We start from the raw sequence: 26,938 nt of genomic DNA on the forward strand, positions 1-26,938 counted from the left end.
GAGTGCCCTGATCATTGACCCTGGGGGGCTGCCAGACAAATTCCGTATCATCCCTTCCCGCGCATCCTGCCAGCATCAGCATCAGAACAGTCATGACCACACCGAAACATCGACGCTGCATGGTATCTCCTTGTCTGTTGTCATCAATGCACGCTCAATGAGCGCTCCTGCTGTCTGATTGAGCGCACAGCATGAGTAAACACATACCATCATTGCACAATACTGGAAACGCATTTTGCCGACAGGCAACGAATACTCGTACAATGCGGTTCATTTCATCCGGCCCAAGGGAAACATTCGGTTCATGCGCGCCAGTCAACTGTTGCTATCCACGCTCAAGGAAACGCCCGCCAACGCTGAGGTTGTCAGTCATCAACTGATGCTGCGTGCCGGCATGATTCGAAAACTGGCTTCCGGCCTTTACACCTGGCTGCCACTTGGGCTGCGAACGCTGCGCAAGGTAGAGCAGATCGTACGCGAGGAAATGGACCGAGCCGGTGCCCAGGAAGTATTGATGCCGTCGGTACAGCCCGCCGAACTCTGGCAGGAATCAGGCCGCTGGGACAAGTATGGCAATCTGCTGCTTCGCCTTCGTGACCGCCACGATCGTGAGTTCTGCTATGGCCCCACCCATGAGGAGGTCATTACCGATCTGGTGCGCAACGAAGTGCGTTCCTACCGCCAGCTGCCCTGCAATTTCTATCAGATACAGACCAAGTTTCGTGATGAGACAAGGCCCCGTTTTGGCGTCATGCGGGCACGTGAATTCATCATGAAGGATGCCTATTCCTTCGATATCAGCCAGGAAGCGATGGCGGCCTCCTACCAGAAAATGTATGACGCCTACGTTCGCGTCTTCACGCGTCTGGGCCTTGATTTTCGTGCCGTGCAGGCTGACAACGGCGAGATCGGGGGCAGCGGCTCTCATGAGTTCCATGTGCTGGCCGACTCGGGTGAAGATGCCGTGATCTTTTCCACGGGCTCCGATTACGCCGCCAATATCGAGAAGGCCGAAGCACTGCCTGATCGTCAGGAACGGGCAGCGCCTCAAGAAAACATGCATGAGGTCGATACACCGGATGCCAAAACCATCGCAGCGCTGGTGGAAAAACACGGCCTGCCGATCGAGAAGACTGTCAAGACCCTGATGGTTCATGGCACCGAAGGCGGACTAGTGGCGTTGATGGTGCGTGGTGATCATCAGCTCAACGAGATCAAGGCGCTGCACCTGGAGCAGGTGGCATCTCCGCTGGTCATGGCCAATGAAGAAGAAATTCGCCAGGCCGTCGGCGCAGGTCCCGGGTCACTTGGACCGGTCGGCCTTGAAATACCCCTGATCATCGATCGCAGCGTGGCGGTCATGAGTGATTTCGGTGCAGGCGCCAACATTGATGGCAAACACTTTTTTGGCATCAACTGGGAGCGCGACCTGCCCCTGCCGATAGTGGCCGACATTCGCGATGTTGTCGCCGGCGACCCGTCACCGGATGGCCAGGGCACGCTCTCGATCGCGCGTGGCATCGAAGTCGGGCATGTTTTCCAGCTCGGCACGAAGTACTCAGAGGCACTGGGCGCGACCGTTCTTGATGAGAACGGAGACAGCGTACCGCTACAGATGGGATGTTATGGCATCGGCGTCAGCCGCGTGGTCGCTGCTGCCATCGAGCAGAACCATGATGAGCGCGGCATTGCCCTGCCTGCCACCCTCGCCCCCTATCAGGTGGCGCTGGTACCGATGAATGCACACAAGTCGCAGGCCGTTCGTGATGAGGCCGAGCGCCTCTACAACGCGTTCAACGAGAGGGGCGTCGAAGTCCTGCTGGATGATCGTGACGAGCGCCCGGGCGTCAAGTTTGCCGATCTCGAGCTGATTGGCATTCCCCACCGTATCGTGATCGGAGATCGCGGCCTGAAAACAGGTGAACTGGAGTACAAGGGAAGGCGTGACGACGATATTACAATGGTGGCGCAACAGGAGGCCATCGAGTTCATTTGTCAAAAGCTGGCCTAACGCCGGCTTTCGAGCATGCCTATGGGGCGCCTGTCTGGTGACAGGCGCCCTTTTTGCGCCCATGACCCAAGCAGCCGCAGTGCCGGAAGCGCATGTATCAGCGCAATTGATCCGACAGCTTTCCAGCGCCGTAGCCAATGATCAGCACTTTGATGATCATTTTGAAGCCGAGGTCTGGATGACGGACATGAATCGGCGTCTGGCCATCTACCTTTCCGACCCGCATCAACGCCTTGAGTTGCTAAAAAGCATTCAGCGTGAAGCCCTGCGCGCCTCACTGGACCTGCAACTGGTACTGTCGGTGATTGATGTAGAAAGTCGTTTTACGTCACGGGCACGCTCGAGCGCCGGCGCACAGGGGCTCATGCAGGTCATGCCCTTCTGGAAAAAGGAGATCGGCAGGGACAGTGACAACCTCTTCGACCCTGATACCAACCTGCGCTATGGCTGCACGATTCTGGCGTGGTATCTCAAGGTCGAAAAGGGAGACATTACCCGCGCTCTGGCGCGATATAACGGCAGTCTTGGCAAGACGCGCTATCCGGAGCAGGTGATGACAAGCTGGGATGCCCGCTGGTGGGTAGACAGCTAGAGCCTTCTTCGTGACACAACCGCTTCAGGACTTTGGCGAGCCCTGAATCTGACGGGACTGAAGGGTTATACGGTGTTCCTGCTGCAGGATATTGAGCAGAACCACGACGCGTTCATCTTCCTTGCCATGAACAAACAGCCCCTCCAGCGCCTTGAAAGGCCCGTCGGTAATTTCGATCCGCTCGCCCGCTTGAAAACGAGGCTCTTTTGAAACCATCGCCTGATCACTGACCTGCTGGCGCAGGGTATCGATCAACGCATCCGGCACCGGCACCGGCTCTCGACCAAAGGCCAGCAGTTTGATCACCCCTCGCGTGGAACGAACGGGCGCCCAGTTATCCTGAAGCGGATTCATTCGGATAAAGAGATACCAGGGAAACAGGGGCTCAAGTACCTGCCCGGTTTTGCCGCGCTGACGCTTTTCCCTTTGCATGACAGGATGAAAGACCGTGTAGCCCTGATGGTTCAGGTGTTCGGCAGCACGAAAGGACTCGCCTGACTTGCATTGAACGGCGTACCAGCGCAGTCCTTCAGGTCCTGTCGTCTTCATTAAAACCATCCCCGGTCAGTAGCCGTCAGCGCACCGGTCTGAGAGAATCGGCGCGCCATTTAAATGCCCGCGACTTTCTGGATAACACCGTTGACTTCGATTGCTACAGCCCGGGCCGCCGTTGCGCGCCATGGTATCACGTTCCTCATGGGGCTCGCGTCAGGCCTGCCCCTGTTGCTGACAGGCAGTGTGCTTCAGGCCTGGATGACGGATGCCGGCGTCTCTCTGGACGCCGTCGGCCTGCTGGCGCTGATCGGCATTCCCTACACGCTCAAGTTCCTCTGGGCGCCGCTGTTGGATCGCTTTGAACTGCCTTTTCTGGGCCGGCGTCGTGGCTGGCTGCTGCTGACCCAGCTGCTGCTGACCGCCTTGATTGTGGCGCTGGCCCTTTCCGACCCGGGGCTGGCGCCGTTGACCGTGGGTGTTGTGGCGCTGGGCATCAGCTTTTTCAGTGCCACGCAGGACATCATCATCGATGCCTATCGCCGCGAGCACCTGCCCGAGAAGGAACTCGGCATCGGCTCCAGCCTTTACACCTATGGCTATCGCACCGGGATGCTGTTTGCCTCCGGAGGTGGCCTGATGCTTGCCGACAGCATCGGGTTTCGTGCGACCTACCTGACCATGGCGGTACTGCTGGGCGCCTGTATGCTGGTCACCCTCATGGCACCCGAGCCGAGCGCGCAGCGTTCCATGCACCCGCAAAACTGGCGGGATACCTTCCTTGATCCCATTCGCAACTTCCTGACGCGCCCGGGCGCACTCTGGCTGCTGCTGTTCATCCTGCTCTACAAGCTGGGAGATTCAGTTGCCGGCAATCTAACCACCCCCTTTTACAAATCGCTTGGATTTTCCAACGCCGAAATTGGCGCCACGGTCAAGATCTTTGGTTTCTGGCCCTTGCTGGGCGGTATCTTTCTGGGCGGTCTGGTGATCCTGCGCATCGGTATCTACCGCTCGCTGTGGTGGTTCGGACTCCTGCAAATGGCGTCCACCGCCGGCTTCATCTGGCTCAATCATGTCGGCCACTCGATTCCGGTACTGGCAACGGTGGTCAGTCTTGAAAACGCCGCGGCCGGCATGGGCACCGCTGCCTTTCTGGCCTTTATGGCCGCCCTGACCGACAAGCGATTCACAGCAGGCCAGTATGCACTGCTGTCTTCGATCATGGGGCTGCCCAGAGTCGTGATTTCAGCTCCCGGTGGCATCCTGTCAGACGCTGTAGGCTGGGATGGATTCTTTTTGATCTGCACGCTGGCCGCTATTCCGGGGCTCATGATCCTCTGGTATTTTCGCCAATGGCGCGACATTACCGACCCGCCCACCCGGTAATGCTTTTTAACGCCTTTACTGTTCCACGGGCGAAAGGCCCTGGCCACGCCCCCAGAAGAGACCCTGATCTTGCCTTTTGTATCTGATAACACTTCTCGCCCTCAGGGCCTTTTACGGCTGACTCGTCTGGTTGCCCGAGGCACCTGCCTGATATTGACAGGCGCGGTGCTGGCCGCCTGCTCCACCGGCCAGACCGGCTTTCAGCCCGCCAAAACGCCTCAATACACTGATTCGAGCACGCCCATGCACCCGACCAGCTGGCAACAGCTGCCCGGCTGGCAGGACGACAATCTTCTGAGTGCATGGAGTGCCTTTCAAACCAGCTGCGAAAAGCTTTCACGCAAGCCTGACTGGGCCTCGGTCTGTAACGATGCCCGCCATGTTGATCCGCTGGACAGTCGCGCCATCCGACGCTATTTCGAACAGCGCTTTACGCCCTTTACCCTGAGCAACAGCGATGGGTCCACGGTCGGCACCATTACCGGTTATTACGAGCCGGTCCTTCGAGGCTCACGTACGCGGCATGGCCCTTATCAGGTGCCCTTGTATCGCAACATGGGAAGCAGCAGCCTCATGGCCGCCAGCCGCAGCCAGCTGATCAAAAGCGGCGTGTTGCATGGCCGGGAGCTGGTCTGGGTGGATGACCCGGTCGAAGCTGCCTTTTTACAGATTCAGGGGTCGGGTCGCATCAAGCTGGCTGAAGGCGGCGAAATGCGCGTCGGGTTTGCCGGTGCCACCGACCAGCCCTTTCAGTCCTTTGCCCGCTGGCTACTTGATCACGGCGAGATCACGCCGGCTCAGGCCACTCTTCCGGGCATCAAGGCATGGGCCAATGCCAACCCCGGCCGAGTTCAGGAGATGCTCAACGTTAACCCCCGCTTCGTCTTTTTCAGAGAGCTTGACAGCACACACAAAAACAGCGATGGCCCGATCGGCGCGCAGGGTGTGCCGCTGACCCCGGAGCGCAGCATCGCCATCGATCCCAAACAGATCCCGCTGGGTGCGCCGGTGTTTCTTTCCACCACGCGCCCGCTGTCCAATCAGCGCATGCAGCGACTGATGCTGGCGCAGGATACGGGCAGTGCCATCAAGGGCACCGTGCGCGCTGACTTTTTCTGGGGTCATGGTGACGAGGCAAGCCTCAATGCAGGACGCATGAAGCAACCCGGTCAGATGTGGGTGTTTCTACCCAATCGGCAGTAGACACAAGCGCGGACAGGTAACGCCATGGCCGCCATGGCGTTACTTAACGCTCGTTATTCAACGCTCGTTTTTAGTCTGGCATCCACCCAGCGCAGCGCGCCCTGCGTCGCGACCCAGTGAGGCCGCATAAGGACGCGGTACTGCCATGCTTCAGCCCGTGACCCCGGGGCCGGTGAGTTACCGGTGACGGGCTCTCGCCTAGGATTATCGCGAACCAGCAGCTTGAGCATCCAGGGGTTGGCCTGCTTAACCATGATCAAGGCATGGCGCGCCTCTTCAAGCCGCGCCAGTCGGTACAGCGCCAGCGCCTTGCCCAGCAGCAATCCCAGCCAGGGCTCGTCCTCGTCGCAGGTGCGCTCGATCTCCTCGATAAGCGTCAGGGCTCGCAGATTCTGACCATCGCTTAGAAGCTGCTCCAGCAGTAGCTCACGTAGCCCCATGCTGTCCTCACCATCCAGGCGAATCAGCCGTTCAGCCAGCTGTCGTGACTGCTCACGAGCGCCGCGCTCCATGCCGATGATCAACCCGAGCCCAAGCCGGAACAGGACATGGTTATCACCGTCGCCCCAGACAAAAGGGCTTTCGGCCCGCTCGACGGCAGCAAGCCATGTCTCGAAGCGCTGCGCCAACGGTGAGAAAACGGACTGAAACATCCATGGCAGATTGCCAAAACGTCCGGCCAGCGCCATGGCAAGCTCCTGAAGGATGGCCGGGGTCGACAGCCACTCCGGGTGAAGACACAGCGCATCAAGCCAGGGCCTTGCATCACGCCAGGGGTCGCCCTGAAGTCCACTGCCGGGCGCTTCTTCATTCTCGCTCGTAAAGTGCTGCTGCCACATCCCATAGCGGGCGTGATCCAGATCGTCCTGCTGGTACTCAAGACGTCCGTCAGCATTGATCAAAAGCGACAGCCGCGGCCCCTCGGTAAACTCCTGCAACAGCCGAGTCAGTGTCTCCAGAGGCTCGGCAAGTTCCTCGTCAGCGTAAATCATCTGCTCGGCAAGGGTGGCTTCGGGGTCTTCAGCGAGCTGTTCGAGAAAGGCCTGCTGATCTTCATCAAGGTCACTGCGATGCAGTAATCGACGGCGCCAGAAATCAGCGCGCGCGCGCGCCTGCTCGGGCCGCCCCTCATGCAACAGCAGCATGCTTTCGAGATAGGCAAGCGCCGGCTCGTTGGGCATGGTTTCCAGGGTGCGTATGAACGTCTCGCGCGCACTGGGCAGATCGTCGCTGTCCAGATAGCGCAGACATAGCCGCTTCAACGCTGCTCCACGAAGAAACCCCGGGCCGTATTCAACGGCACTGTCCATCAGGGCCGCCTTTTTACGCGTAAAGCCGCGTTCCTGATAAACATCGCTTAAAAGCTCAAAGGCCGGTTCACTTTCCAGCGGCAACCCTTCCCAGTCGGCGTTATTGAAAAGCGCCTCCAGGATGGTTTGCGCCCGCCCAAGCTGTCCGCCCTCGGCACTGACGATACCAGCCTCAAGCAGCGCCTGAGCCGGCACATGATCGGAGGCCAGCGCCTCATTCAGCGCCTTGCCGCGAAGGCGCTGAAGCAACAGCATCCACATGAGATGCGGAGGGACCTGTCCCGGCAGCATGACCCCATCACAGCAGTCGGCATATCGTTTGCCGGAGTCGCACCAGCAGGGTTCCTGAGGTGACGGGACCGCCAGCGTCTCGATGTGATAACCAAGGCGCTGCAGGGGCATCTGGTTCCAGAGCACCGGCGCCAGGGCCTGCGCCAGGGCCACGTCTCCACCAAGCAGCTCCGCCCCTTCCTTTCTTGCCCAGCCCATCAGTGAGGGATAGCGCTCTTCACGACGTATGGCTTCAAGTGCTCCCGTCGAAAACCCAAGGAGTTGGTCCACCCAGGCTGCCAGCATATTGTTCCTCCACCATGATCACGCTTATGCTATCACGCTGACTGCCTGCGTCTCATGATAACGCCACCATGTTTGCCTGACTGACTACCCGACGGGGATCAGCCAGACCTTCCATGCATGTTTTGGAAGCAGCCCCTGCGTCACGACGCCCACTTCAGTTTCGGAAATACCCGCTTGTTTTCAGCCCGTTTACTGCTTCGCCGACGCACAAATCCCGATGAGCCTCGCGTTCGCCTTGAGCGCGAAGGACGCGACCGCATCCGCCGCATTACCCAGGCGATGAACAAGGTCCCCTGGACCAACAGCGCCATGCAGATTCTGTGGGTCAGTGGCCCGGTGACGCTGCTGGGCGCCTGGGTCGGCTATCTGCTCGGCTATGGTCGCGGCCCATCGATGGAAAACTACGTATTTTTCATCAGCTATGCCCTGATCACGGGTCTTGCCGGGATCATTGCCAACTTTGCGCACCACCTGACCCGAGGGCGCAAGCATGAACGTGCGGCCGCCCGGGTATCTCAGGTGCTCGATACACTCCCGGAACTGGTGCTGATCACCCGCAATCTGATCGTTGAAAGCCTTGAAGGCGACGCCCGGCGGCGTGAGGCCGCTGCCATGCTGCTTCGCAAGCATGATCTGGCTCCCGAAGGCGTCCAGCTTGCAGCGCTTGAACTGCTCGATGACGAGGAAAGCGCCCGACGCATTGCACAGATCGACGTTTACCGCCGTATCGGCATGCAGTCCCGCATTCGTGATCTGGTCGCCCTGTATCGTGACCATATCGACCCACGGCTCAACGAACTGGCCGACGTGGCACCGGAGGCCATTTCCCTGCTGCGTGACCGCTTTGCTGGACGCGCACCGGATCTGCACCAGGGTGTGGCGCGCGATGAGAACTTCATCGAACGCGTGCTGGCCGCCATCGAGCAGGACAACGCCCTGCTCATGACGCTGCAGGACGTCGAGGAAATGATCATTCTGGCTTTTGAGCTGCTCTGCGGTCGTCGCATTCCCATGCTGACCTTTGAGTATCGCGGACGGTGGCATCTGGCCCGAGCGCTCGATGCCCTTGAACAGACCCGCTCTCGTTATCGCATCCAGCAGGCTACCGGTCTTTCCCGTCTCAAGGCGTTGACCGTATATCTTGCAGAGCAGTCGGGCACGCTGGTCGAGGATGCTGCCGCCGGCCTTCGCGCCGAGACCCTCACCGCCCGCTGTCGCCAGGCCATGGATGCGCTTGCCGAACAGATCGAGCATCTGGCCAGTGGCGTGCAATACGGTCGCAGCGACCTGCGCCCGGAGCTGCGCGAGCGTGCCGAAATTTTAACCAATGCCCTGAAGCTCTTTCGCAGCGTGCAGGAAAACTATGGTCAGATCGCCCGCAGCCATGCCACGCTCATTCGTCACTCACAGCGCTGGGAAGCCATTACCGAACAGATGAACGACAAGGCCACCCATCTGCAGGTTGGACCGGGCAAGCGAGGGCTTCGTATTCATGAAAACCATATCGAACTGACCGATGGCGAAAAGGCACGCGTCTGCCGCCACCTGGCGCGCTATCTCAATAACACTCGCGCAGACCGTGAACGTTACCACCAGCAGGACCATGGTCCGCAGGAGACCTCCGCCAGCGGCCATATCGCCATGGCCAAGCACCTGGCCATCGAGATCGCTCTGGCCCTCGAACCGTATATTCATCTGTCACGCCCGGAAGTCCAGCGGGCCATCAATGCCACCAACGCGGCCTATTTCGGTCATCTTGAACCAGACCTGTCGGCGGCGGCCAAGACCGCCCTCGGGGCCGCCATGGTCAACGAGATCAACGATGATCTGTCTCGCAGCGCCGAATCACTGGCGATTGCTCTGGTGCGCCATTACCGGGTGGCCCTTGAACCCGAAGCGATCGAGTTTCTGATCCGACAGTACGGGGCGCGTCCCTCAACGCTGAACATATTGTCCAACATCGACCAGACCGCCCATCGCAACATCAGCCTGCTCAGCCAGCGCCCGGCGGGCATTGGCACCGTACCAAGGCGCTGGTACCGGGCACTGATCAAGGCCAAAAGGGCATTGAACTGAAATTATGCAACTGATTATTGCCGAAAAACCCTCGCTGGGTCGCGCCATTGCCTCGGCGCTTCCCGGGCGCTTCAGTCAATCGGAAGGCGCCTTGAGCAGCACCGACATCACGGTCAGCTGGTGCTTTGGCCATCTACTCGAACAGGCCGCACCGGAAGCCTACGATGAGCGCCTGAAGCGCTGGCGACTGGATGATCTGCCCATTATCCCCTCGAAATGGAAGCTGACCCCTCGACCAAAGGCCCGCGGGCAGCTTGCCATCCTGCGCCGCCTGATCAAGTCGGCAGACCGGGTTGTCCACGCCGGCGACCCCGACCGCGAAGGCCAGCTGCTCGTGCAGGAAACCATTGAGTATCTGGGCTGGAAGGGACCGGTCGAGCGCCTTCTAATAAGCGACATGAATACGCCCGCCGTGAAGCGGGCCTGGCAGGCACTCGAAGACAATGCGCGTTTTCAGCCGCTCTATCAGGCCGCTCTGACCCGCTCCCGGGCCGACTGGCTATATGGCATCAATCTGACCCGGGCATGGACGGTGACCGGCCAGCAGGCCGGCATCAAGGGCGTGCTCTCCATCGGTCGGGTACAGACACCACTGCTCGGCCTGATCGTGCGCCGTGACAGAACCATCGAGAAGTTTCAGCCGGTCGACTTCTATCCGCTATGGGCCGATTTTGCCACGCGCAATGGCACTGTCCGCGCCTGGTGGCAGCCGGGCGAACAACATCGCCTTGATGATCAGGGTCGCCTTCTGGATGCGGCACCCGCTCAGGCCCTGGCAGTGAAACTGCCCGACCAGCCCGCCATCATCAAAAGCGTTGAACAAAAGCATCAGCGTCAGAGCGCGCCGCTGCCCTACTCGCTCTCAACACTTCAAATCGATGCGGCGCGACGCTATAAAATGTCGGCGCAGTCGGTGCTCGACTGTGCCCAGCGTCTGTATGAAAGGCACCGTCTGATTACCTACCCGCGCTCGGACTGTCGTTATCTGCCACGAGACTATCTCAAGGGCATCGATGCCACGCTGCAAAGGGCCTGCCAGGGCGAGGACACCCTCAAACAGTGGCATGCGGGCATTGATACCACGCGCGTATCACGTGCCTTCAACGACAAGCAGATCGGCGCCCACCACGCCATTGCACCGACCGGACAGACGCCGAGCTGGCAGACCCTGAGCCGAGAGGAGCAAAACGTTTATATGCTGGTGGTACGCAACGTGCTGGCCCAGTTCTATCCCCCTTTTGAATACCGGGATACCCGCGTCACGCTAGAAGCCCTTGAAGAGCTCTTCATGACGAAGGGCCGCGAAATTCTTCAGGTCGGCTGGCGCGCGCTTTTTAATACGCCCGATGACGATGCCACCCTGCCGGCCATGACGCAGGGCGATAACGCTCGGGTCACGCAGTGCGAGGTCCAAACGCGCCAGACACGGCCGCCAGAGCCCTTTACCGATGCCAGCCTGATCAATGCCATGACGCATGTGGCACGCTATGTGACCGATGACACCGTACGGGCAACGCTTAAGGAAACGGACGGTCTGGGGACAGAGGCCACGCGGGCCAGCATGATAGAGACACTATTGACCCGTGAGTATGTTTACCGCCAGTCAGGCGCCATTCGCGCGACCCAACGCGGTCGTGGCCTGATCGATGCCCTGCCCGAAAGTCTCTCCGGGCCCGAGCGAACGGCGCTCTGGGAGCAGCGCCTGTCACGCGTGCGAGAAGGCAGCGATACGCTGACCTCCTTTCTTGATGACATGGCCGCCGAACTCAACACACTGGTCAGTGCCGTCGATGCCGCACGCCTTGATCAGGCCATGCAGCAGGCCGGAGGTGAGCAGCCCACCTCGAATGGCCACCAAAAAACGCCGGCTCGCCGCAAAAAGAGTGCGCGGCGTTCGACGTCAACCGCCCGTAAAAGCACTGGACGAAGCACTTCAAAAGGTCGTACCAAACAATAACGACCGGTGCAGGGCGTCGGGTCACGCCTGGTCTGTCACGTCATCAATGAGTGCCCCATCCAACGAGTGCCCATAAAAAAACCCGCTCTGGCGATGGCCAGGGCGGGTTGCAGACAGACGGGTCTGTCAGCGCATCAGGTGCTTACTTCGCAGCGTTGTAGCGCTTTTCAACTTCTGCCCAGTTCACAACGTTCCAGAACGCCTTGAGATAGTCAGGACGACGGTTCTGGTAGTTCAGGTAGTAGGCATGCTCCCACACGTCTACACCCAGAATCGGCGTGGCATCATGGCCACCGTAAGTGGCGGAGGCCAGCGGGCTGTCCTGGTTGGCAGTGGAAACGATTTCCAGCTTGCCATTTTTAACCACCAGCCATGCCCAGCCAGAGCCGAAACGGCCCTTGGCAGCCGTTTCAAACTTCTCTGCAAAGGCTTCGACGCTGCCGAAGGTCTTTTCGATGTCATTCATCAGCGTCGGAAATTCCTTCAGGCCCTGCGCGTTGGGCGTCAGGATTTCCCAGAACAGTGAATGGTTGGCATGGCCACCGGCATTGTTGCGAAGGGCGGTGCGCTGCTCTTCCGGAACGCGATCCAGCTGTTTGAGCAGCTCGGGCGCTTCGAGTCCTGCCAGATCTTCAGGAATCTTTTCCAGCGCAGCGTTTGCATTGGTCACATAGGTGTTGTGATGCTTGCCATGGTGAATTTCCATCGTCTGCGCATCGATATGGGGCTCGAGTGCATCAAATGCATAGGGCAGTTCGGGAAGCTTATAAGCCATGGTCAAACTCCTTATTCGCTCGCTGAGCGGGTTTAAACTGACGACTGCATGTACCTGCCCGCAATCATCATCAAGTTGAGGGCACAGGAAATGGCGGGCCACCCCTGTGCACGTCCTATAAGACATTAGGTGCCAACGCCGGCTTTTCAAGGTCAACAACACAATTCTTTATCCATGCTTCGTGTCATTGCCCCTGCAGCGATGCTTAACCTGTATTGCGAAGCCCTGCCGAAATGCCGGCCATGGTGACCATCAGGGCCCGCTGCAGATCCGGCGACATATTGCCCTCATGCTCCCGGCTTCGGTACAGGAGTTCGGCCTGCAGGCCGTGCAGCGGATCAATATAGGGATTTCGCACGTCTACGGCCTGACGGATCATCGGCGCATGTTCCAGCAGATGTTCCTGCTCACGGATACGCAAAAGTGTTTTTTCAAGCCCCTCGAGTCGCGCTCGCAGTGAGGTGCCCAAAGCGCGAGAATCGTCATCATCGATCAAACGCTCCTCATAATAGGCATTGATTTCGGCATCGGCCTTGGCCAGCAGCATTTCAAGCATGTCCAGAAATGTGCCAAAGAAAGGCCACTCGTTCATCATTTCGCGCAGCCGCGCCATGCCCTCCTCGCTGTCACTGCGCTCGGCAAAGGCCGCATCACTGCCCAGCCAGGCCGGCAGCATCAGCCGTGTCTGTGTCCAGGCAAAAATCCATGGAATGGCTCTGAGCGTTTCAACACCGCCAGAGGCACGACGCTTGGCCGGTCGAGAGCCCAGCGGCAGGCCGGAAAGCGCCGTCTCCGGTGTCACGGCCCGGAAATAGGGCACAAAGGCCGGATCTTCCCGCACGATGCCCGAGTACACCTGGTGGGCGCGGCGGGCCAGATGATCCATCTCTTCACGCCATTCCTGCTTCGGCTCGATCGGTGGCAACAGTGTGGCTTCAAGCACCGCGCTGAGATAAATCTCCATGGAGCGCACCGCAATTCTGGGCTGACCGAACTTGAAGCGAATCATCTCGCCCTGCTCGGTCACCCTCAGACTGCCCTGCACCGATCCCGGTGGCTGGGAAAGGATGGCCGCATGCGCCGGACCGCCCCCACGTCCGACCGTACCGCCACGGCCGTGAAAAAGCGTCAGCGTCACGCCGTGCCCATCGCATACCTTGACCAACCGCTCCTGAGCACGATACTGCGCCCAGGCTGCCGCCAGCTGCCCGGCATCCTTGGCCGAATCCGAGTAGCCGATCATCACTTCCTGACGGGCATCGATCAGCGCCTGATATTCCGACATGCCAAGCAGGTCATCGATCACGTGACCGGCACGATCAAGATCGTCAAGCGTTTCGAAAAGCGGCGAGATGGGCAGGCTCACCCGCCCCCCCACTGCCTTCATGAGCAGTGCCACCGCGAGCACGTCGCTGGCCTGACCGGCCATGGAGATCACGTAGGAGCCCAAGGCCTCGCTGTACTCCGAGCCAATGACCTCAAAGGTATCGAGCACCTCGCGCACATCGCCCGAGCAGGGCCACTGCGCAGGAATCAGCGGGCGCGGCGAGTTCAGTTCATCAAGCAGGAATTTGCGTCGGGCCGGTTCGTCCCAGTCGGCGTAGTTGCCCAATCCCAGGTATTGGGTCAACTCTTCGAACACCTGCGTGTGACGCGTAGATTCCTGGCGGATATCCAGACGCGTCATGGTGGTGCCAAAGCAGGCCACCCGGCGCAGGGTATCCAGCAGTGCTCCGTTGGCGATCACATCGAGGCCACAGGCCATCAGAGAGTGATAACAGGCCTCCAGTGGTGCCTGCAATGCCTCACGGGTATCCACCGTGGGCCGCTCGCCGCTCCAGCCGTGCCCTTCCCAGATCATCTGGGCCTTGTCACGGGTCGCCGCCAGTCGCTGCTCCAGATCGCTGAGCACCTTCCGATAGGGCTCGGGACAGGGGCCGCCCGCCAGCTCTATCAGCTCGGGCGTGGCCTTCCACATTGAAAGCTCAAGGCGCAGTTGCTGAACGTCGCGCCGAAAGCTTTCCGCCGCGCGGTGACGCTCGAGCAGCAACACTTCACGTGTCACGCTTGAGGTCACATTGGGATTGCCGTCGCGATCACCGCCCATCCATGATGCAAACCGAATGGGGGCAGCCTCCAGCGGCAAACGACGGCCGGCACGCGTCAGCAGCAGCTGATCCAGCTCGCGATAGAAGGCCGGTACCGCCTGCCACAGCGACTGTTCGATGACCGCCAGCCCCCAGCGCGCCTCATCGACCGGCGTTGGGCGCTCGGCGCGAATTTCGCTGGTGTGCCAGGCCTGACTGACCAGCTCGTTCAACCGGCCCTGCAATTGATCCACACGCTCGGGATACTCTTCACTGCCATTGATTTCCCGCAGGCAGGTCTCGATGGCATCGTACTTGCGAATCAGGGTCCGCCTGACGACTTCGGTCGGATGCGCCGTCATCACAAGCTCAATGCGCATTGAGGCAATCCGCTCAAGCAGCGCCTCACCGTCATGTCCGGCCTGAGTCAGACGTTCGAGCAGCTCGTCCAGGCGTGGCTGCGTGCCCGGGCGATAATCCTCGACCCGCCGAAAGCGGCCGCGATAGTGCTGCTCGGCCAGGTTGGCCAGATTCAGAAACTGGTTGAAGGCGCGCGTGACCGGCAGCATGCGCTCCTCAGGCAGGGCTCGCAGATAGTCGATCAGCTCGGCACGCGCACCGGCGTCCTTGCGACCCTTTTTGGCCAGTGCCCGAATCTTCTCGATCTGGTCGACAAACTCGGTGCCTAGATCGTCGGCAATGGTATGTCCCAGACTGTCGCCGAGCAGACGCACATGCTCACGCAGGGAGGCATGAAGCACATTGTCTTCCAGCGCTTGATCGTTAGTGGGGGCCTCCCCTGAAGAGACACCTTCAGGGTCAGAAGAAGAAACGTGTTGCATGAAAGACTCCGCGAGGCTCATGACAGGAAGCAAGAGCCTGACGCGGTCGGGGAACAACAACAACACTACAACAATGACTTACGACCAAAGTCGAAGTCGCAGACCATCATCATCACGACTCGCGTTCGATGCGCTTGGCGTCCTGCCAGTAACGTTCCAGGCGATCGATTTCGGTGCTTTCGATGGCCTGTCCACTGGCGCGCACGGCATTTTCGACATGGCGAAAGCGGCTTTCAAAACGCTTGCCGGTACCCCGAAGTGCCTGTTCCGGATCGATATTCAGGTGGCGGGCCAGATTGACAACGGCAAAGAGAAGATCGCCGAGCTCTGCACTCATGTTCTCCTGATGACCGGCGTCAATTTCAACTTCAAGCTCGGCCAGCTCTTCTCGAACCTTGTCCAGCGCACCGCGATGATCGGGCCAGTCAAAACCCGCCCGGGAAGCACGACTTGAGAGCTTGCCGGCCCGCGTCAGTGCCGGGAGTGCCAGCGGAATATCATCAAGAAGCGAGGTTGCCGCCCGCGCGTCACGCTCATCGGCCTTGCGACGCTCCCAGCGCTGCCCGACCTCGGAAGTGTCCACGTTGGCCGCGGGCATGCCCTGTCGGCGCGAATCGAGATGGCCATCGGGAAAGACGTGCGGGTGGCGGGCGACCATCTTGGTCGTCAGTACATGGACGATATCGTGGAAATCAAAGCGTCCTTCCTCACGGCCAAACTGGGCGTAATAGAGGATCTGAAACAGCAGATCTCCCAGTTCACCCGGTAACTCGTCAAAGGCGCGCCGCTCGATGGCGTCGGCCACTTCATGAGCCTCCTCAATCGTGTGAGGCACGATCGATTCCCAGTGCTGGGCAACGTCCCACGGACAGCCCTGTTGCGGGTCACGCAGTACCTGCATCAGTGTCAGCAGATCATCAAGCGTATAGCGGTGTGTGTCTTGCATCAAAGGATCCTTGTATCCCGAAAATGGCAGCCCGCCGAGACTACTGCAGGTTGCCCCCGCCCTGACGCAGTCGACGAATATCGGTCACATTGGTCAGCTGCCCGATCCGGTTGACCACTTTTGACAGCACATCCAGACCGGATACCTCGAGGGTGATTTTCAGTGTGGCCATGTGATCGTCACGGTTGGTCGACGTGTTCACACCCAGCACGTTGACCTTTTCATTGGAGAGAATACCGGTGACATCGCGCAGCAGATTGGAGCGATCCCATGCCTTGATTTCAATATCCACCGGATACTGAATCGGCTGCTGCTGGCCCCACTCCACCTGAACCACACGGGCGGGCTCATCACTTCGAAGCTGCAGGATATTGGGACAGTCCTGGCGATGTACCGTGACGCCGCGCCCCTGGGTGATAAAGCCTACGATGTCGTCACCCGGCACCGGATGACAGCAGTTGGCCATTTGCGTCTTGAGGTTGCCCACCCCGAGCACGGTGATGGTATCGGTGCTTTCACGCACGCCCTGGCGCCGCGGTCGCGCCAGCAGACGATCAAGCTCATCGACGTCTTCGGTTTCACCGAAAAGATGCTGCGCCTGGGAGAGCACCTGGCCAATACGCAGATCGCCGGCACCAATGGCGGCGTACATGTCTTCGGGCGTGTTGTAATTGACCGCCTGGGCCAGTCGCGTTCGATCCAGACGCTCCAGGTCCAGACGACGAAACTCGCGCTCCAGCAGAACCCGCCCTTCTTCCTCGTTTTGTTCGCGTGCCTGCAGCTTGAACCAGGACTGGATCTTGGCACGCGCCCGCGAGGTACAGACATATCCCAGCGAGGGATTGAGCCAGTCACGACTTGGCCCGCCCTGGGTGGCATTGAGGATTTCCACCTGCTGCCCGGTCTTCAACTGGTAGGTCAGGGGTACGATGCGGCCATCCACCTTCGCGCCACGGCAGTGGTGGCCTACTTCCGTATGCACCCGGTAGGCAAAGTCGATCGGTGTGGCCACCCGCGGCAGGTCGATGACATGGCCTTCCGGGGTAAAGACGTAGATGCGATCCGGGGCGATATCCGAGTTGAGCCCTTCGGTGAGATCGGTCAGCTCGCCCACTTCTTCCTGCCACTCCAGCACCTGACGCAGCCAGGCAATCTTTTGCTCGTAGCTGCGGCTTTTGGAGTCGACATCAGTGCCCTTGTAGCGCCAGTGCGCGCACACCCCAAGCTCGGCATCCTCATGCATGGCGAAGGTACGGATCTGGATTTCCAGCACCTTGCCCTCGGGCCCGAAGACGGCCGTATGCAGCGACTGATAGCCGTTTTTCTTGGGATTGGCGATGTAGTCATCGAACTCGTTGGGAACGTGATGCCAGAGGGAGTGCACGATGCCCAGCACGGTGTAGCAATCGGTAACTTCCGGCACCAGCACCCGAACGGCGCGCACATCGTAGACCTGTGAAAAGTCGATGTGCTTGCGCTTCATCTTGCGCCAGATCGAATAGATGTGCTTGGCACGTCCGGAGAGGTCGTAGCGCGTGATGTTTTGCGCCTCGAGCAGTCGCTTGAGCGTGTCCACGACATCATGGATGTAGCGATTGCGATCCAGCCGCTTCTCTGCCAGCTGTTTGGCGATGGTCTTGTAATCACTTTCATGCAGGTAGCGAAAGGAAAGATCCTCGAGCTCCCACTTGATCTGGCCAATCCCCAACCGGTGTGCCAGCGGCGCATAGATATCAAAGACTTCGCGCGCCACACGCAGGGCGCGCTCGCGAGAGCCATCCTTGACCTGACGCAACATGCTGGTGCGCTCGGCAATCTTGATCAACGCCACCCGCACGTCATCGACCATGGCCACCAGCATCTTGCGCAGGTTCTCTTGCTGATTGTGCTGCGTCATGGCCTGATCCGGCGCCTGCAGCTGAGAGATGGCGGCCATGCGCAGCACGCCATCGATCAGACTGGAGACTTCAGAGCCGAACTCGCGCTCGATCACTTCAATGCGCGTCAGCCCTTCGCGCACGCTGCGATACAGCACGGCAGCCGTGATGGCCTGCTGATCAAGCTTGAGCTCACTGAGGATATCGGCCATTTCAAGGCCGATACGAAAGGCGGAATAGATGTCACGCCAGGCAGGCTGCTGGCTGGCAGCCTCCTGATTGATCTTCGCGGCAAACCGACAGGCGCGTTCAAGCTCGGCCGGGTCCTTGAGGGTGACTTCGCCTTGAAGATGGGTCATCCAGGTCGTGATATCGACCCGTCCATCGGCATCGAGCGGCTGATCTTCGCGAACCTTGACCATGTAACGCGATTCCCGTCATGTCTTTTATTTAGGCTGACGCTCGAGCAGCACCAGCGATTCAAGATGTGCCGTTTGCGGAAACATGTCGGCCACTGCTGCCCTGACCAGACGATAGCCACCGCTTACCAATAGATGCACATCGCGTGCCAGTGTGGCCGGTTCGCAGGACACATAAAGCACCCGCGACGGCCCGCTTTCCGCCAGTGCCTGACAGATGCCCTGGGCACCGGCACGGGGCGGGTCCAGCACGACCAGTGATGCCGTCTCAAGGCCCGGCGGCGCACTGGCAAGATCCGTACAGCGCGCCTCGATGCGTGCCGACACGCCAGCGCTTTCGGCATTATCGCGCAGGCGCTGCACCATGGATTCTCGACCTTCGTAGGCGATTACCTGCGCTCCGGCAGCGGCAAGCGTCAGGGAAAAGTTACCCACCCCAGCAAACAGGTCCACCACCGGCATATCCTGGTGAACCTCGGCCCAGTCAAGCACCTGCGCGACCAGCTGATGGTTGACCCCGGCATTGGCCTGGAGAAAATCGCCGCTTTGCACCTGGATGCTCAAAGCATCATCACCAGGCAGCGCTCGGTAGTGCGGCCAGACGTCAGGCTTGTCGTCCAGACGCTCTGCCACCGGCTTTTCACCTTCGCCGCACAGAAGACTCAACAGCAGATCCTGCTCACGAGCAAACTGCTGCCAGCGTGCCAGATCACCGGGAACACGACGAAGCTGGCGCAGGGTAATCATGACATGATCATCACCGGCCACCAGTTCGATATGCCCTACCCGCCGCGGCACTTCCAGCGTTTCGAGCAGGGCTCTGAGCGGCTGAAGCAGCGCCTCAAGGCGTGGATCGAGAATCGGACACTGCTCGATATTGAACAGACGATCCTGTCCACGGACGCGATAGCCCATATGGATGCGATCATCGCTGCCGACCCGAACCCCCAGCCGTGCGCGTCGGCGATATCCCCACGCCTCTGCCGCCAGTGATAACGGGTCGGGCAGTGTGATGTCATGACGCGCCAGATGCTCACGAAGCACCTGTTGCTTGTGTCGACGCTGGCCTTCGATCGCCAGATGCTGCAGATCACAGCCACCACAGCGGCCAAAATGGGCACAGCCCGGCGTCACGCGCTCATCGGATGCCTTGAGGATTCGGCGCACGTGGCCTTCATCATACCGACCGTGCTGGGTATGCACGGCCACCTCGACTTCTTCACCAGGCAGCGCCTGCTCGATAAAAAGTATCTTGCCATCAAGATTGTGCGCCACGCCTCGTCCATCATGTGCCAGACGCTCGATCACGACACTGCCTTCGTCGTCACGTTTGGCACCCGGTGATTCCAGACGCTTTCGCGTCGCGGGGCGCTGCTGACGACGCTGTCCCAACATGGCCATGATCAGTGCTGCTCCGGGGCATAAAGACCGGTGGAGAGATAACGATCTCCCCGGTCACAAACAATAAAGGCAATCACGGCGTTGTCGACTTCACGCGCAATACGAAGGGCACCGGCCAGTGCACCGCCCGAGGAAACCCCGGCCAGAATGCCTTCTTCACGCGCCAGACGCCGCATGTGTTCTTCGGCTTCCTGCTGTCCGATGTCGAGAATTCTATCGACCCGTGCCTGTTCAAAGATGCTCGGACGATAGGCTTCAGGCCAGCGCCGGATTCCGGCAATGCTGGCTCCATCCTCGGGCTGAAGGCCCACGATCTGGATTGCCTCATTTTTCGACTTCAGATAACGCGACACGCCCATGATGGTCCCGGTCGTGCCCATGGAACTGACGAAATGGGTGATATTGCCCCCTGTCTGCGCCCAGAGCTCGGGACCAGTGGTCTCAAAGTGCGCCAGAGGATTGTCGTGGTTGGCAAACTGATTGAGCGGTTTGCCTTCGCCACGGGCAATCATTGCATCGGCCATGTCTCGTGCGCCTTCCATGCCCTGATCCCTTGTGACCTCGATTAGTCGGGCGCCGTAGGCTGCCATGGCCTGCTTGCGCTCGCTGCTGGCGCTATCCGGCATGATCAGGATCATGTTGTAGCCGCGAATGGCGGCGGCCATGGCCAGCGCAATACCGGTATTGCCTGAGGTCGCCTCGATCAGCGTGTCACCGGGGGCAATCTCACCACGCGCCTCGGCGTGGGTGAGCATCGACAGTGCCGGGCGGTCCTTGACCGAGCCGGCAGGATTGTTACCTTCAAGCTTGGCCAGCAGCGTGTTGCTGCCCACCTGGATGCGCTTGAGGCGCACCAGCGGGGTATGCCCGATGGTGGATTCAATTGTGGGGTAATCCATGCAGCGCTCCAGAATCAACGGGATGCCAGAAAAGAGCCTATTATAGCGCGGCCCGCTTAACGCATTGTCTTGGGGATTGACGTCTTCAGGTCGGCTGCTCGAACGTGCTGAAGGTGCGCGCCTGAACCATCAGACGCTTCATCTCGCGAACGGCATCATTAAGACCAGTCAATGCCGCACGCGACACAATGGCATGGCCGATATTAAGTTCATGAAACCAGGGCATGGCCGCGATGGCTTCTACATTGTGATAGTGAAGCCCGTGGCCGGCGTTAACGGTCATGCCAAGGGTGTGGGCCATTTCCGCCGCTGCAGCAATACGGGCAAGCTCGACATCACTGTCTTCACGTGACGCTTCCACCCAGGCACCGGTGTGCAGCTCGATGACAGGAGCCCCGGCATCAAAGGCGGCTCGAATCTGATCAGGCTCGGGGTCGATAAACAGCGATACCTCACAGCCGGCGGCCTTGAGCCGCTGGCAGGCATGGCGAATGCGCTCACCGCCAGCGACCACATCAAGTCCGCCTTCCGTGGTCAGCTCTTCGCGCTTTTCAGGCACAAGACAGACATTGGCGGGCTTGAGACGCTCGGCCAGTACGATCATCTCCTCGTCCACGGCCATTTCAAGATTGAGGCGCGTATTGAGCATCTGCATGGCAAGCTCGATATCGCGGTCCTGAATGTGGCGGCGGTCTTCACGCAGATGCATGGTAATACCATCAGCGCCGGCCTCTTCACTGACAAGGGCAGCCTGCACCGGGTCAGGAAACCGTGTGCCACGTGCCTGCCTCAGCGTCGCAATATGGTCGACATTCACGCCCAGCAGAATTCGGGGTGGCAGGTTGTTGGCGACTTGGTCAGACATGGGGTTCTCCTTCAGTGCACGCCGGTTCGGCGGCGACGCATCAGTTCATTCATCAGTTCACGCGATCGCAGCGCTCGACTTCCCAGCAGTGGCGCCAGCGCCTGGCGCGTCAGCACGCGCGCAGTACCGGCAAGCCCCGGGGAATCCCAGTCTCCACGGGCAAGCCAGCCCAGTGCACGCGCATCAAAGGCAGGCCCGTCCGGGGGCGCCGGGTAAAACCGCTTCAGGGAAGGGTTATAAAGATAGCGGCCTTCACGCGCCAGCGGTCGATCCTGCTCATCAAGAAAGACCGGCTCACTGTCGAGCGCCTCAAGCAGCGTAATCTCAAAACGCCTGAGCGCACCGCTGCGGCGTTCGGGAAAGGGCAAGGCCTCAAGCAGCGCGGCGTAAAAGGCAAACAGGGTATCGACCGGCAACGATAACGGTAAAAGACGGGTCATCAGCTCATTGGCGTAAAGCCCGCAGATAAGCCCCTCTCCTGCCAGCATGGCCCCGGGCCCCTGGGATTCGATGACTCTCAGCGTCTTCAGCTCGCCTTCCCCCTGCCAGGTCAAATGCAGCGGTGTAAAGGGCTGAAGCCGATGGCGCGTTCGACTGCCCGGACGCATGACGCCGCGTGCCACGGCACGTATACGGCCATCACGCAGCGTCAGAATATCGGCCAGTGCGCTGGTTTCACGCCAGGCCTGGCGGTGCAGCAGATACGCCGGCTGCAGTTCCATGATCAGTCCAGATCGTAACCAAGGCTTTTCAGAGCACGGGCATCATCGGACCAGCCACGCTTGACCTTGACCCAGAGCTTGAGCATGACCTTGCAGTCAAAGGTCTTTTCCATCTCCAGACGGGCTTCCTGACCGATCTTTTTGATGCGCTCGCCCCCCTCACCAATCAGGATCTTTTTCTGACCATCGCGCTCGACCAGCATCAGGGCATGGATGTGAATGATGTGGCCTTCATCGCGAAACTGTTCGACTTCCACGGTCATCTGGTAGGGCAGCTCGTCACCCAGCTGGCGCATGACCTTTTCACGAACCAGTTCGGCGGCCAGAAAGCGCTGGCTGCGATCGGTAATCTGATCTTCGGGGAAGAAATGAACATTTTGAGGCAGATGTTTGGCCACTTCGGCTTCAAGTGCCTCAACGTTGGTGCCATGACGCGCCGAGATCGGCACGATGGCGGCAAAGTTGCGGCGCTTTTCAAGCTCGGCAAGCCATTCCATGAGCCTGGCACGGTCCTCGATCCAGTCCACCTTGTTGACGGCCACGATGACCGGTGCCTGCACGTGAGAGAGCTTCTCGAGCACGACATCATCTTCATTGGTCCATTTCGTGCGATCCACGATGAAGACCACGCAGTCGATGTCCCTCAGCGCCTGAGTCGCCGCCTGATTCATGAAGGCGTTGATGGCCCGATTGCGATCCTTTTGCATGATGTGAATACCGGGCGTATCCACATAGATGGTCTGCATGTCGGCTTCTGTCTTGACGCCCATGACCTGATGACGGGTTGTCTGCGGGCGCCGTGAGGTAATGGAAATCTTTTGACCCAGAATGCGATTCATTAGGGTTGATTTGCCCACGTTGGGGCGGCCGACAATGGCCACAAATCCACAGCGCGTGGTCGCACCGGATTCGGGAGAGTCGTCCGTGGTGATATCGTTCATGAAATGCTCCACGTTAACGTGTGTCCGGTGTTGAAAGTATGGCGTGTGAGGGGTCAGGCGTGTCAGGGCGAGCAATCATCGCCTGGCCGACTCGATCAGTGCCAGCGCCTGCTCGGCTGCCTGCTGTTCGGCGTGGCGTCGACTGGCACCGGAGCCACTGGTCGGTGCCTTGAGCACGTCTACATGGCAGCTGACCGTAAACTGCTGGGCGTGAGCCTCCCCTTCAATATTGAGCACCTCGTAACGCGGCAGAGGGATCTGGCGAGACTGCAAAAACTCCTGCAGCCGGGTCTTGGGGTCCTTTTGGGTATCCTCAAGATTGAGTGCGTTCAACCGAGCCTCATACCAGGACAGCACACAGCGTCTGGCAATGACCATGTCACTATCAAGATAGATGGCGCCGATGATGGCTTCCACAGCGTCAGCCAGAATGGAATCGCGTCGGTGGCCGCCGCTTTTCATCTCACCCGAGCCCAGGCGCAGAAATTGGCCAAGTTCGAATTCGCGTGCCAGTTCGGCCAGCGTTTCTCCCTTTACAAGCCGCGCTCTGAGTCTTGATAGCTGCCCTTCGCGTGCCTGTGGAAAACGCGCATAAAGCGCCTCACCCACGACAAAATTGACGATGGAGTCGCCCAGAAACTCGAGCCGCTCATTATTGGCACCGCCGTAGCTACGGTGCGTCAGGGCAAGTTCAAGACGGCTCTTGTCGTCAAAACGATAGCCGAGACGGTCGCTGAGGATTTTGAGGGAACTGCTCACGAGATAGTCGCTTTGATCAATGAAACAGGCATAAATGATAACAGAAGCTGTCCTTCGACAGCTTCTGTCAGATGGGATTTTCCATCAGAACCTTCCGACGGAAAGAAAGGGAGACACTTTTAGTGCAGCAGTCTGGCCTTCGTGAAGTCCGGCAGGCCACCGTTCCAGTGCATCCAGACGCCAAAGGCACGTCCCACGATATTCTCCTCCGGCACGAAGCCCCAGTAGCGGCTATCGTTGGAGTCATCGCGGTTGTCGCCCATCATGAAATAGTGACCGGGCGGAACGGTGACTTCACTCATCTGCGGACCGGGCGCATCCAGATTATTGAAAATGTGATGCTCGGCGCCCTTGAGATACTCTCGGTAAAGCGCCTGGGTATCATCAACGCTATTGTCATCCAGCAGGTCCTTTCGAACCGGCTGACCATTGATGTAGAGCTGCTTGTCCTGATAGCGAATGCGATCTCCCGGCACGCCGATCACGCGCTTGATGTAGTTGACCGAGGTATCTCCCGGAAAACGAAACACCATGATATCGCCACGCTCGGGCTCGCCGATATCCAGAATTTTGGTGTTGATCACCGGCAGGCGCAGGCCGTAGGAGAACTTGCTGACGGCAATGAAATCTCCCACATCAAGCGTTGGCTCCATGGAGCGCGACGGGATCTGGAAGGGCTCAATGACGAAGGAGCGAAGTACCAGCACCACCAGAAGCACCGGGAAAAAGGCTCTGGAATAGTCCACATACCAGGGCTCCTTTGGCGCCCCGGGCACTGCAGTGTCATGGGTCACTTCTCCCGGCGGCCGGCTGCCCCCCGGAGAGGGCTTGCGCCTGCGGCGCAGTACAACGATATCGAGCAGCCAGATCGCCCCGGTCACAAGGACGGCTACCACCAGCAGAAGTGAAAAATCCATTACGTGCTTTCCCGACTCACGGGAGCGAAGCCTGCGCTACGCTCAATCATTGACTTTCAGTACGGCCAGGAAGGCATCCTGCGGGATCTCGACCTTGCCGACCTGCTTCATGCGCTTTTTACCCTGCTTTTGCTTGTCCAGCAGCTTGCGCTTTCTCGACACGTCACCGCCATAACACTTGGCCGTTACGTTCTTGCGCAACGCCTTGACGGTGGAACGTGCCACGACATGCCCCCCCAGTGCTGCCTGGATGGCCACATCAAACATCTGACGCGGGATCATTTCCTGCATCTTTTCGACCAGAGCGCGGCCACGATGATGCGACTGATCGCGATGCACAATGGTGGCCAGCGCATCAACGCGCTCGCCGTTGATCAATACATCAAGGCGTGCAAGCTTGGCAGCCTCGAAGCGCTCGAAACTGTAATCCAGCGAAGCGTACCCTTTCGATATGGACTTCAATCGGTCGAAGAAATCCATCACCACGTCACTCATTGGCAGTTCGTAAACCAGCTGCATCTGACTGCCCAGCACCTGCATGTCGAGCTGGACACCGCGACGAACCACACATTCGTTGATGACGTTACCCACGTATTCCTGAGGCACCAGAATATTGGCACGCACGATAGGCTCACGGATTTCCTGAACCGAAGACATGTCGGGCAGCTTGGAGGGGTTGGAGACGTACAAAAGCTCTCCGCTCTCCATCGCAAGCTCATAGATAACGGTCGGCGCTGTCGTGAGCAGATCGAGATCGTATTCCCGCTCCAGACGCTCCTGCACGATCTCCATGTGCAATGTGCCCAGAAATCCGACGCGGAAACCAAAGCCCAGAGCATCCGAGTTTTCCGGGATGTAATCCAGCGAGGCATCGTTGAGCGCGAGCTTTTCGAGCGCATCACGAAAATCTTCGTAGTCATCGGAGCTGATCGGGAACATGCCGGCGTACACCTGCGGCTTGACCTTCTGAAAGCCCGGCAAACGCTCGACCTGGGGTGTCTTGGCGTGGGTAATGGTGTCGCCTACCGGGGCACCATGGATATCCTTGATACCGGCAACAATGTACCCAACCTCGCCGGCACGCAGCATTCCGGTGCTGGTCTGGCGCGGTGTGAAGATGCCGATATCGTTGATTTCCCACTCGCGCCCGGTGGATTTCATCAGGATCTTTTCGCCCTTTTTGAGCGTACCGTCAAAAAGACGAACCAGTGAAACCACCCCCTGATAATTATCAAACCAGGAGTCGATGATCAGCGCCTGAACGGGTTTGGTAATATCACCCCTGGGCGGCGGAATGACCTGGACGAGCTGCTCAAGCAGACCTTCCATGCCAAGACCGCTCTTGGCCGAAACGCGAGACGCGTTGGCGGCCTCGATGCCGATGATCTCTTCGATCTCGTGGATGACCTTTTCAGGGTCGGCCTGAGGCAGATCCATCTTGTTGAGTACGGGAAGTACTTCAAGCCCTTGCTCGATGGCGGTATAGCAGTTGGCGACCGATTGCGCCTCGACGCCCTGCCCGGCATCCACCACCAGCAACGCCCCCTCACAGGCATACAGCGAGCGTGATACCTCGTAGGAAAAGTCAACGTGCCCGGGAGTATCGATAAAGTTGAGCTGATAGACCGTGCCATCCTCGGCCTTGTAATCCAGCGTGACCGACTGCGCCTTGATCGTGATGCCGCGCTCACGCTCAATTTCCATGGAGTCGAGCACCTGCTCCTTGAGCTCGCGCTCGGTCAGCCCGCCGCAAATCTGAATGATACGATCGGCCAGTGTCGACTTGCCATGGTCGATGTGGGCGATGATCGAGAAGTTGCGGATGTGTTTCAGCGTCCCGTTGCTTGCGTCATTCGTCATTCGAGGTGATCACCTGTTAAAG

Annotated in this window: 20 protein-coding genes; 6 read left to right on the top strand and 14 right to left on the bottom strand. The window is 59.3% G+C overall.

The features are described 5' to 3' along the window. Positions 1-304 precede the first annotated feature (304 nt). On the top strand, positions 305-2,011 hold the full coding sequence (locus tag ACUN8C_RS08575) for a proline--tRNA ligase (protein WP_445621781.1): 1,707 nt from the start codon (positions 305-307) through the stop codon (positions 2,009-2,011). A gap of 61 nt (positions 2,012-2,072) precedes the next feature. Continuing rightward, positions 2,073-2,603, top strand: a complete 531-nt coding sequence (locus ACUN8C_RS08580) for a lytic transglycosylase domain-containing protein (protein WP_445621782.1) — start codon at positions 2,073-2,075, stop codon at positions 2,601-2,603. Between the two features lie 24 nt (positions 2,604-2,627). Here ACUN8C_RS08580 and rfaH read toward each other — a convergent pair whose 3' ends face one another. After that, positions 2,628-3,152 (bottom strand): transcription/translation regulatory transformer protein RfaH, encoded by a 525-nt coding sequence (rfaH, locus tag ACUN8C_RS08585; RefSeq protein ID WP_445621783.1) that lies wholly within the window; start codon positions 3,150-3,152, stop codon positions 2,628-2,630. Between the two features lie 63 nt (positions 3,153-3,215). On the opposite strand from rfaH, the gene ACUN8C_RS08590 reads away from it, so the two are divergent. Both ACUN8C_RS08590 and mltA read left to right on the top strand, forming a co-directional pair. Continuing rightward, positions 3,216-4,484, top strand: coding sequence for an AmpG family muropeptide MFS transporter (locus ACUN8C_RS08590; RefSeq protein WP_445621784.1), 1,269 nt, complete (start codon positions 3,216-3,218; stop codon positions 4,482-4,484). A gap of 69 nt (positions 4,485-4,553) precedes the next feature. Then, positions 4,554-5,687, top strand: coding sequence for a murein transglycosylase A (gene mltA, locus ACUN8C_RS08595; RefSeq protein WP_445621785.1), 1,134 nt, complete (start codon positions 4,554-4,556; stop codon positions 5,685-5,687). Positions 5,688-5,740: 53 nt separating this feature from the next. Here the strand turns inward: mltA and ACUN8C_RS08600 are convergent, their stop codons facing one another. Beyond that, positions 5,741-7,573: an SEC-C metal-binding domain-containing protein gene (locus ACUN8C_RS08600; protein WP_445621786.1), complete on the bottom strand. Its 1,833-nt coding sequence runs from the start codon at positions 7,571-7,573 to the stop codon at positions 5,741-5,743. A 117-nt stretch (positions 7,574-7,690) separates the two neighbouring features. Between ACUN8C_RS08600 and ACUN8C_RS08605 the strand changes: the two genes are divergently transcribed. Both ACUN8C_RS08605 and ACUN8C_RS08610 read left to right on the top strand, forming a co-directional pair. Further along, positions 7,691-9,649, top strand: coding sequence for a hypothetical protein (locus ACUN8C_RS08605; protein WP_445621787.1), 1,959 nt, complete (start codon positions 7,691-7,693; stop codon positions 9,647-9,649). A 4-nt stretch (positions 9,650-9,653) separates the two neighbouring features. Further along, complete coding sequence (locus tag ACUN8C_RS08610) at positions 9,654-11,606, top strand: DNA topoisomerase III (RefSeq protein ID WP_445621788.1); 1,953 nt, start codon at positions 9,654-9,656, stop codon at positions 11,604-11,606. Positions 11,607-11,748: 142 nt separating this feature from the next. Here the strand turns inward: ACUN8C_RS08610 and ACUN8C_RS08615 are convergent, their stop codons facing one another. The 12 genes from ACUN8C_RS08615 to lepA all read right to left on the bottom strand — a co-directional run bounded on the left by ACUN8C_RS08615 (position 11,749) and on the right by lepA (position 26,916). Further along, on the bottom strand, positions 11,749-12,381 hold the full coding sequence (locus ACUN8C_RS08615; protein WP_108843478.1) for a superoxide dismutase: 633 nt from the start codon (positions 12,379-12,381) through the stop codon (positions 11,749-11,751). 205 nt (positions 12,382-12,586) lie between these two features. Then, positions 12,587-15,310: a phosphoenolpyruvate carboxylase gene (gene ppc, locus ACUN8C_RS08620; RefSeq protein ID WP_445621789.1), complete on the bottom strand. Its 2,724-nt coding sequence runs from the start codon at positions 15,308-15,310 to the stop codon at positions 12,587-12,589. Positions 15,311-15,422: 112 nt separating this feature from the next. Then, positions 15,423-16,256, bottom strand: coding sequence for a nucleoside triphosphate pyrophosphohydrolase (gene mazG / locus ACUN8C_RS08625; RefSeq protein ID WP_445621790.1), 834 nt, complete (start codon positions 16,254-16,256; stop codon positions 15,423-15,425). A gap of 40 nt (positions 16,257-16,296) precedes the next feature. Continuing rightward, positions 16,297-18,555 carry a GTP diphosphokinase gene (gene relA, locus ACUN8C_RS08630; RefSeq protein WP_445621791.1) on the bottom strand — a complete coding sequence of 753 codons (2,259 nt, stop codon included), beginning with the start codon at positions 18,553-18,555 and terminating at the stop codon, positions 16,297-16,299. 24 nt (positions 18,556-18,579) lie between these two features. After that, a complete protein-coding gene (locus ACUN8C_RS08635; RefSeq protein WP_445621792.1) occupies positions 18,580-19,953 on the bottom strand; it encodes a TRAM domain-containing protein in 1,374 nt (457 codons plus the stop codon). Positions 19,954-19,955: 2 nt separating this feature from the next. Then, entirely contained in the window at positions 19,956-20,852 is an 897-nt protein-coding gene (gene cysM / locus ACUN8C_RS08640; protein ID WP_445621793.1) for a cysteine synthase CysM, read from the bottom strand. An 85-nt stretch (positions 20,853-20,937) separates the two neighbouring features. Next, positions 20,938-21,717 (bottom strand): pyridoxine 5'-phosphate synthase, encoded by a 780-nt coding sequence (gene pdxJ, locus ACUN8C_RS08645; protein ID WP_445621794.1) that lies wholly within the window; start codon positions 21,715-21,717, stop codon positions 20,938-20,940. Positions 21,718-21,728: 11 nt separating this feature from the next. Then, complete coding sequence (gene recO / locus ACUN8C_RS08650; RefSeq protein WP_445621795.1) at positions 21,729-22,439, bottom strand: DNA repair protein RecO; 711 nt, start codon at positions 22,437-22,439, stop codon at positions 21,729-21,731. A gap of 2 nt (positions 22,440-22,441) precedes the next feature. After that, complete coding sequence (gene era / locus ACUN8C_RS08655; protein ID WP_445621796.1) at positions 22,442-23,380, bottom strand: GTPase Era; 939 nt, start codon at positions 23,378-23,380, stop codon at positions 22,442-22,444. Positions 23,381-23,455: 75 nt separating this feature from the next. After that, positions 23,456-24,139: a ribonuclease III gene (gene rnc / locus ACUN8C_RS08660; RefSeq protein WP_445621797.1), complete on the bottom strand. Its 684-nt coding sequence runs from the start codon at positions 24,137-24,139 to the stop codon at positions 23,456-23,458. A gap of 119 nt (positions 24,140-24,258) precedes the next feature. Further along, positions 24,259-25,056: a signal peptidase I gene (gene lepB / locus ACUN8C_RS08665; protein ID WP_108843468.1), complete on the bottom strand. Its 798-nt coding sequence runs from the start codon at positions 25,054-25,056 to the stop codon at positions 24,259-24,261. Positions 25,057-25,098: 42 nt separating this feature from the next. Continuing rightward, positions 25,099-26,916 (bottom strand): translation elongation factor 4, encoded by a 1,818-nt coding sequence (lepA, locus tag ACUN8C_RS08670; RefSeq protein WP_445621798.1) that lies wholly within the window; start codon positions 26,914-26,916, stop codon positions 25,099-25,101. Positions 26,917-26,938 lie beyond the last annotated feature (22 nt).

It is taken from the genome of Kushneria sp. Sum13, from assembly GCF_052692355.1.

Coding starts and splice junctions, on each gene's coding strand:
- cysM (WP_445621793.1), bottom strand. CDS start 20,852: ATGGATTACCCCACAATTGAATCCACCATCGGGCATACCCCGCTGGTG.
- ACUN8C_RS08580 (WP_445621782.1), top strand. CDS start 2,073: ATGACCCAAGCAGCCGCAGTGCCGGAAGCGCATGTATCAGCGCAATTG.
- ACUN8C_RS08575 (WP_445621781.1), top strand. CDS start 305: ATGCGCGCCAGTCAACTGTTGCTATCCACGCTCAAGGAAACGCCCGCC.
- recO (WP_445621795.1), bottom strand. CDS start 22,439: ATGGAACTGCAGCCGGCGTATCTGCTGCACCGCCAGGCCTGGCGTGAA.
- pdxJ (WP_445621794.1), bottom strand. CDS start 21,717: ATGTCTGACCAAGTCGCCAACAACCTGCCACCCCGAATTCTGCTGGGC.
- ACUN8C_RS08605 (WP_445621787.1), top strand. CDS start 7,691: ATGTTTTGGAAGCAGCCCCTGCGTCACGACGCCCACTTCAGTTTCGGA.
- ACUN8C_RS08600 (WP_445621786.1), bottom strand. CDS start 7,573: ATGCTGGCAGCCTGGGTGGACCAACTCCTTGGGTTTTCGACGGGAGCA.
- ppc (WP_445621789.1), bottom strand. CDS start 15,310: ATGCAACACGTTTCTTCTTCTGACCCTGAAGGTGTCTCTTCAGGGGAG.
- ACUN8C_RS08610 (WP_445621788.1), top strand. CDS start 9,654: ATGCAACTGATTATTGCCGAAAAACCCTCGCTGGGTCGCGCCATTGCC.
- lepA (WP_445621798.1), bottom strand. CDS start 26,916: ATGACGAATGACGCAAGCAACGGGACGCTGAAACACATCCGCAACTTC.
- lepB (WP_108843468.1), bottom strand. CDS start 25,056: ATGGATTTTTCACTTCTGCTGGTGGTAGCCGTCCTTGTGACCGGGGCG.
- era (WP_445621796.1), bottom strand. CDS start 23,380: ATGAACGATATCACCACGGACGACTCTCCCGAATCCGGTGCGACCACG.
- relA (WP_445621791.1), bottom strand. CDS start 18,555: ATGGTCAAGGTTCGCGAAGATCAGCCGCTCGATGCCGATGGACGGGTC.
- rfaH (WP_445621783.1), bottom strand. CDS start 3,152: ATGAAGACGACAGGACCTGAAGGACTGCGCTGGTACGCCGTTCAATGC.
- ACUN8C_RS08590 (WP_445621784.1), top strand. CDS start 3,216: ATGCCCGCGACTTTCTGGATAACACCGTTGACTTCGATTGCTACAGCC.
- ACUN8C_RS08615 (WP_108843478.1), bottom strand. CDS start 12,381: ATGGCTTATAAGCTTCCCGAACTGCCCTATGCATTTGATGCACTCGAG.
- mazG (WP_445621790.1), bottom strand. CDS start 16,256: ATGCAAGACACACACCGCTATACGCTTGATGATCTGCTGACACTGATG.
- ACUN8C_RS08635 (WP_445621792.1), bottom strand. CDS start 19,953: ATGGCCATGTTGGGACAGCGTCGTCAGCAGCGCCCCGCGACGCGAAAG.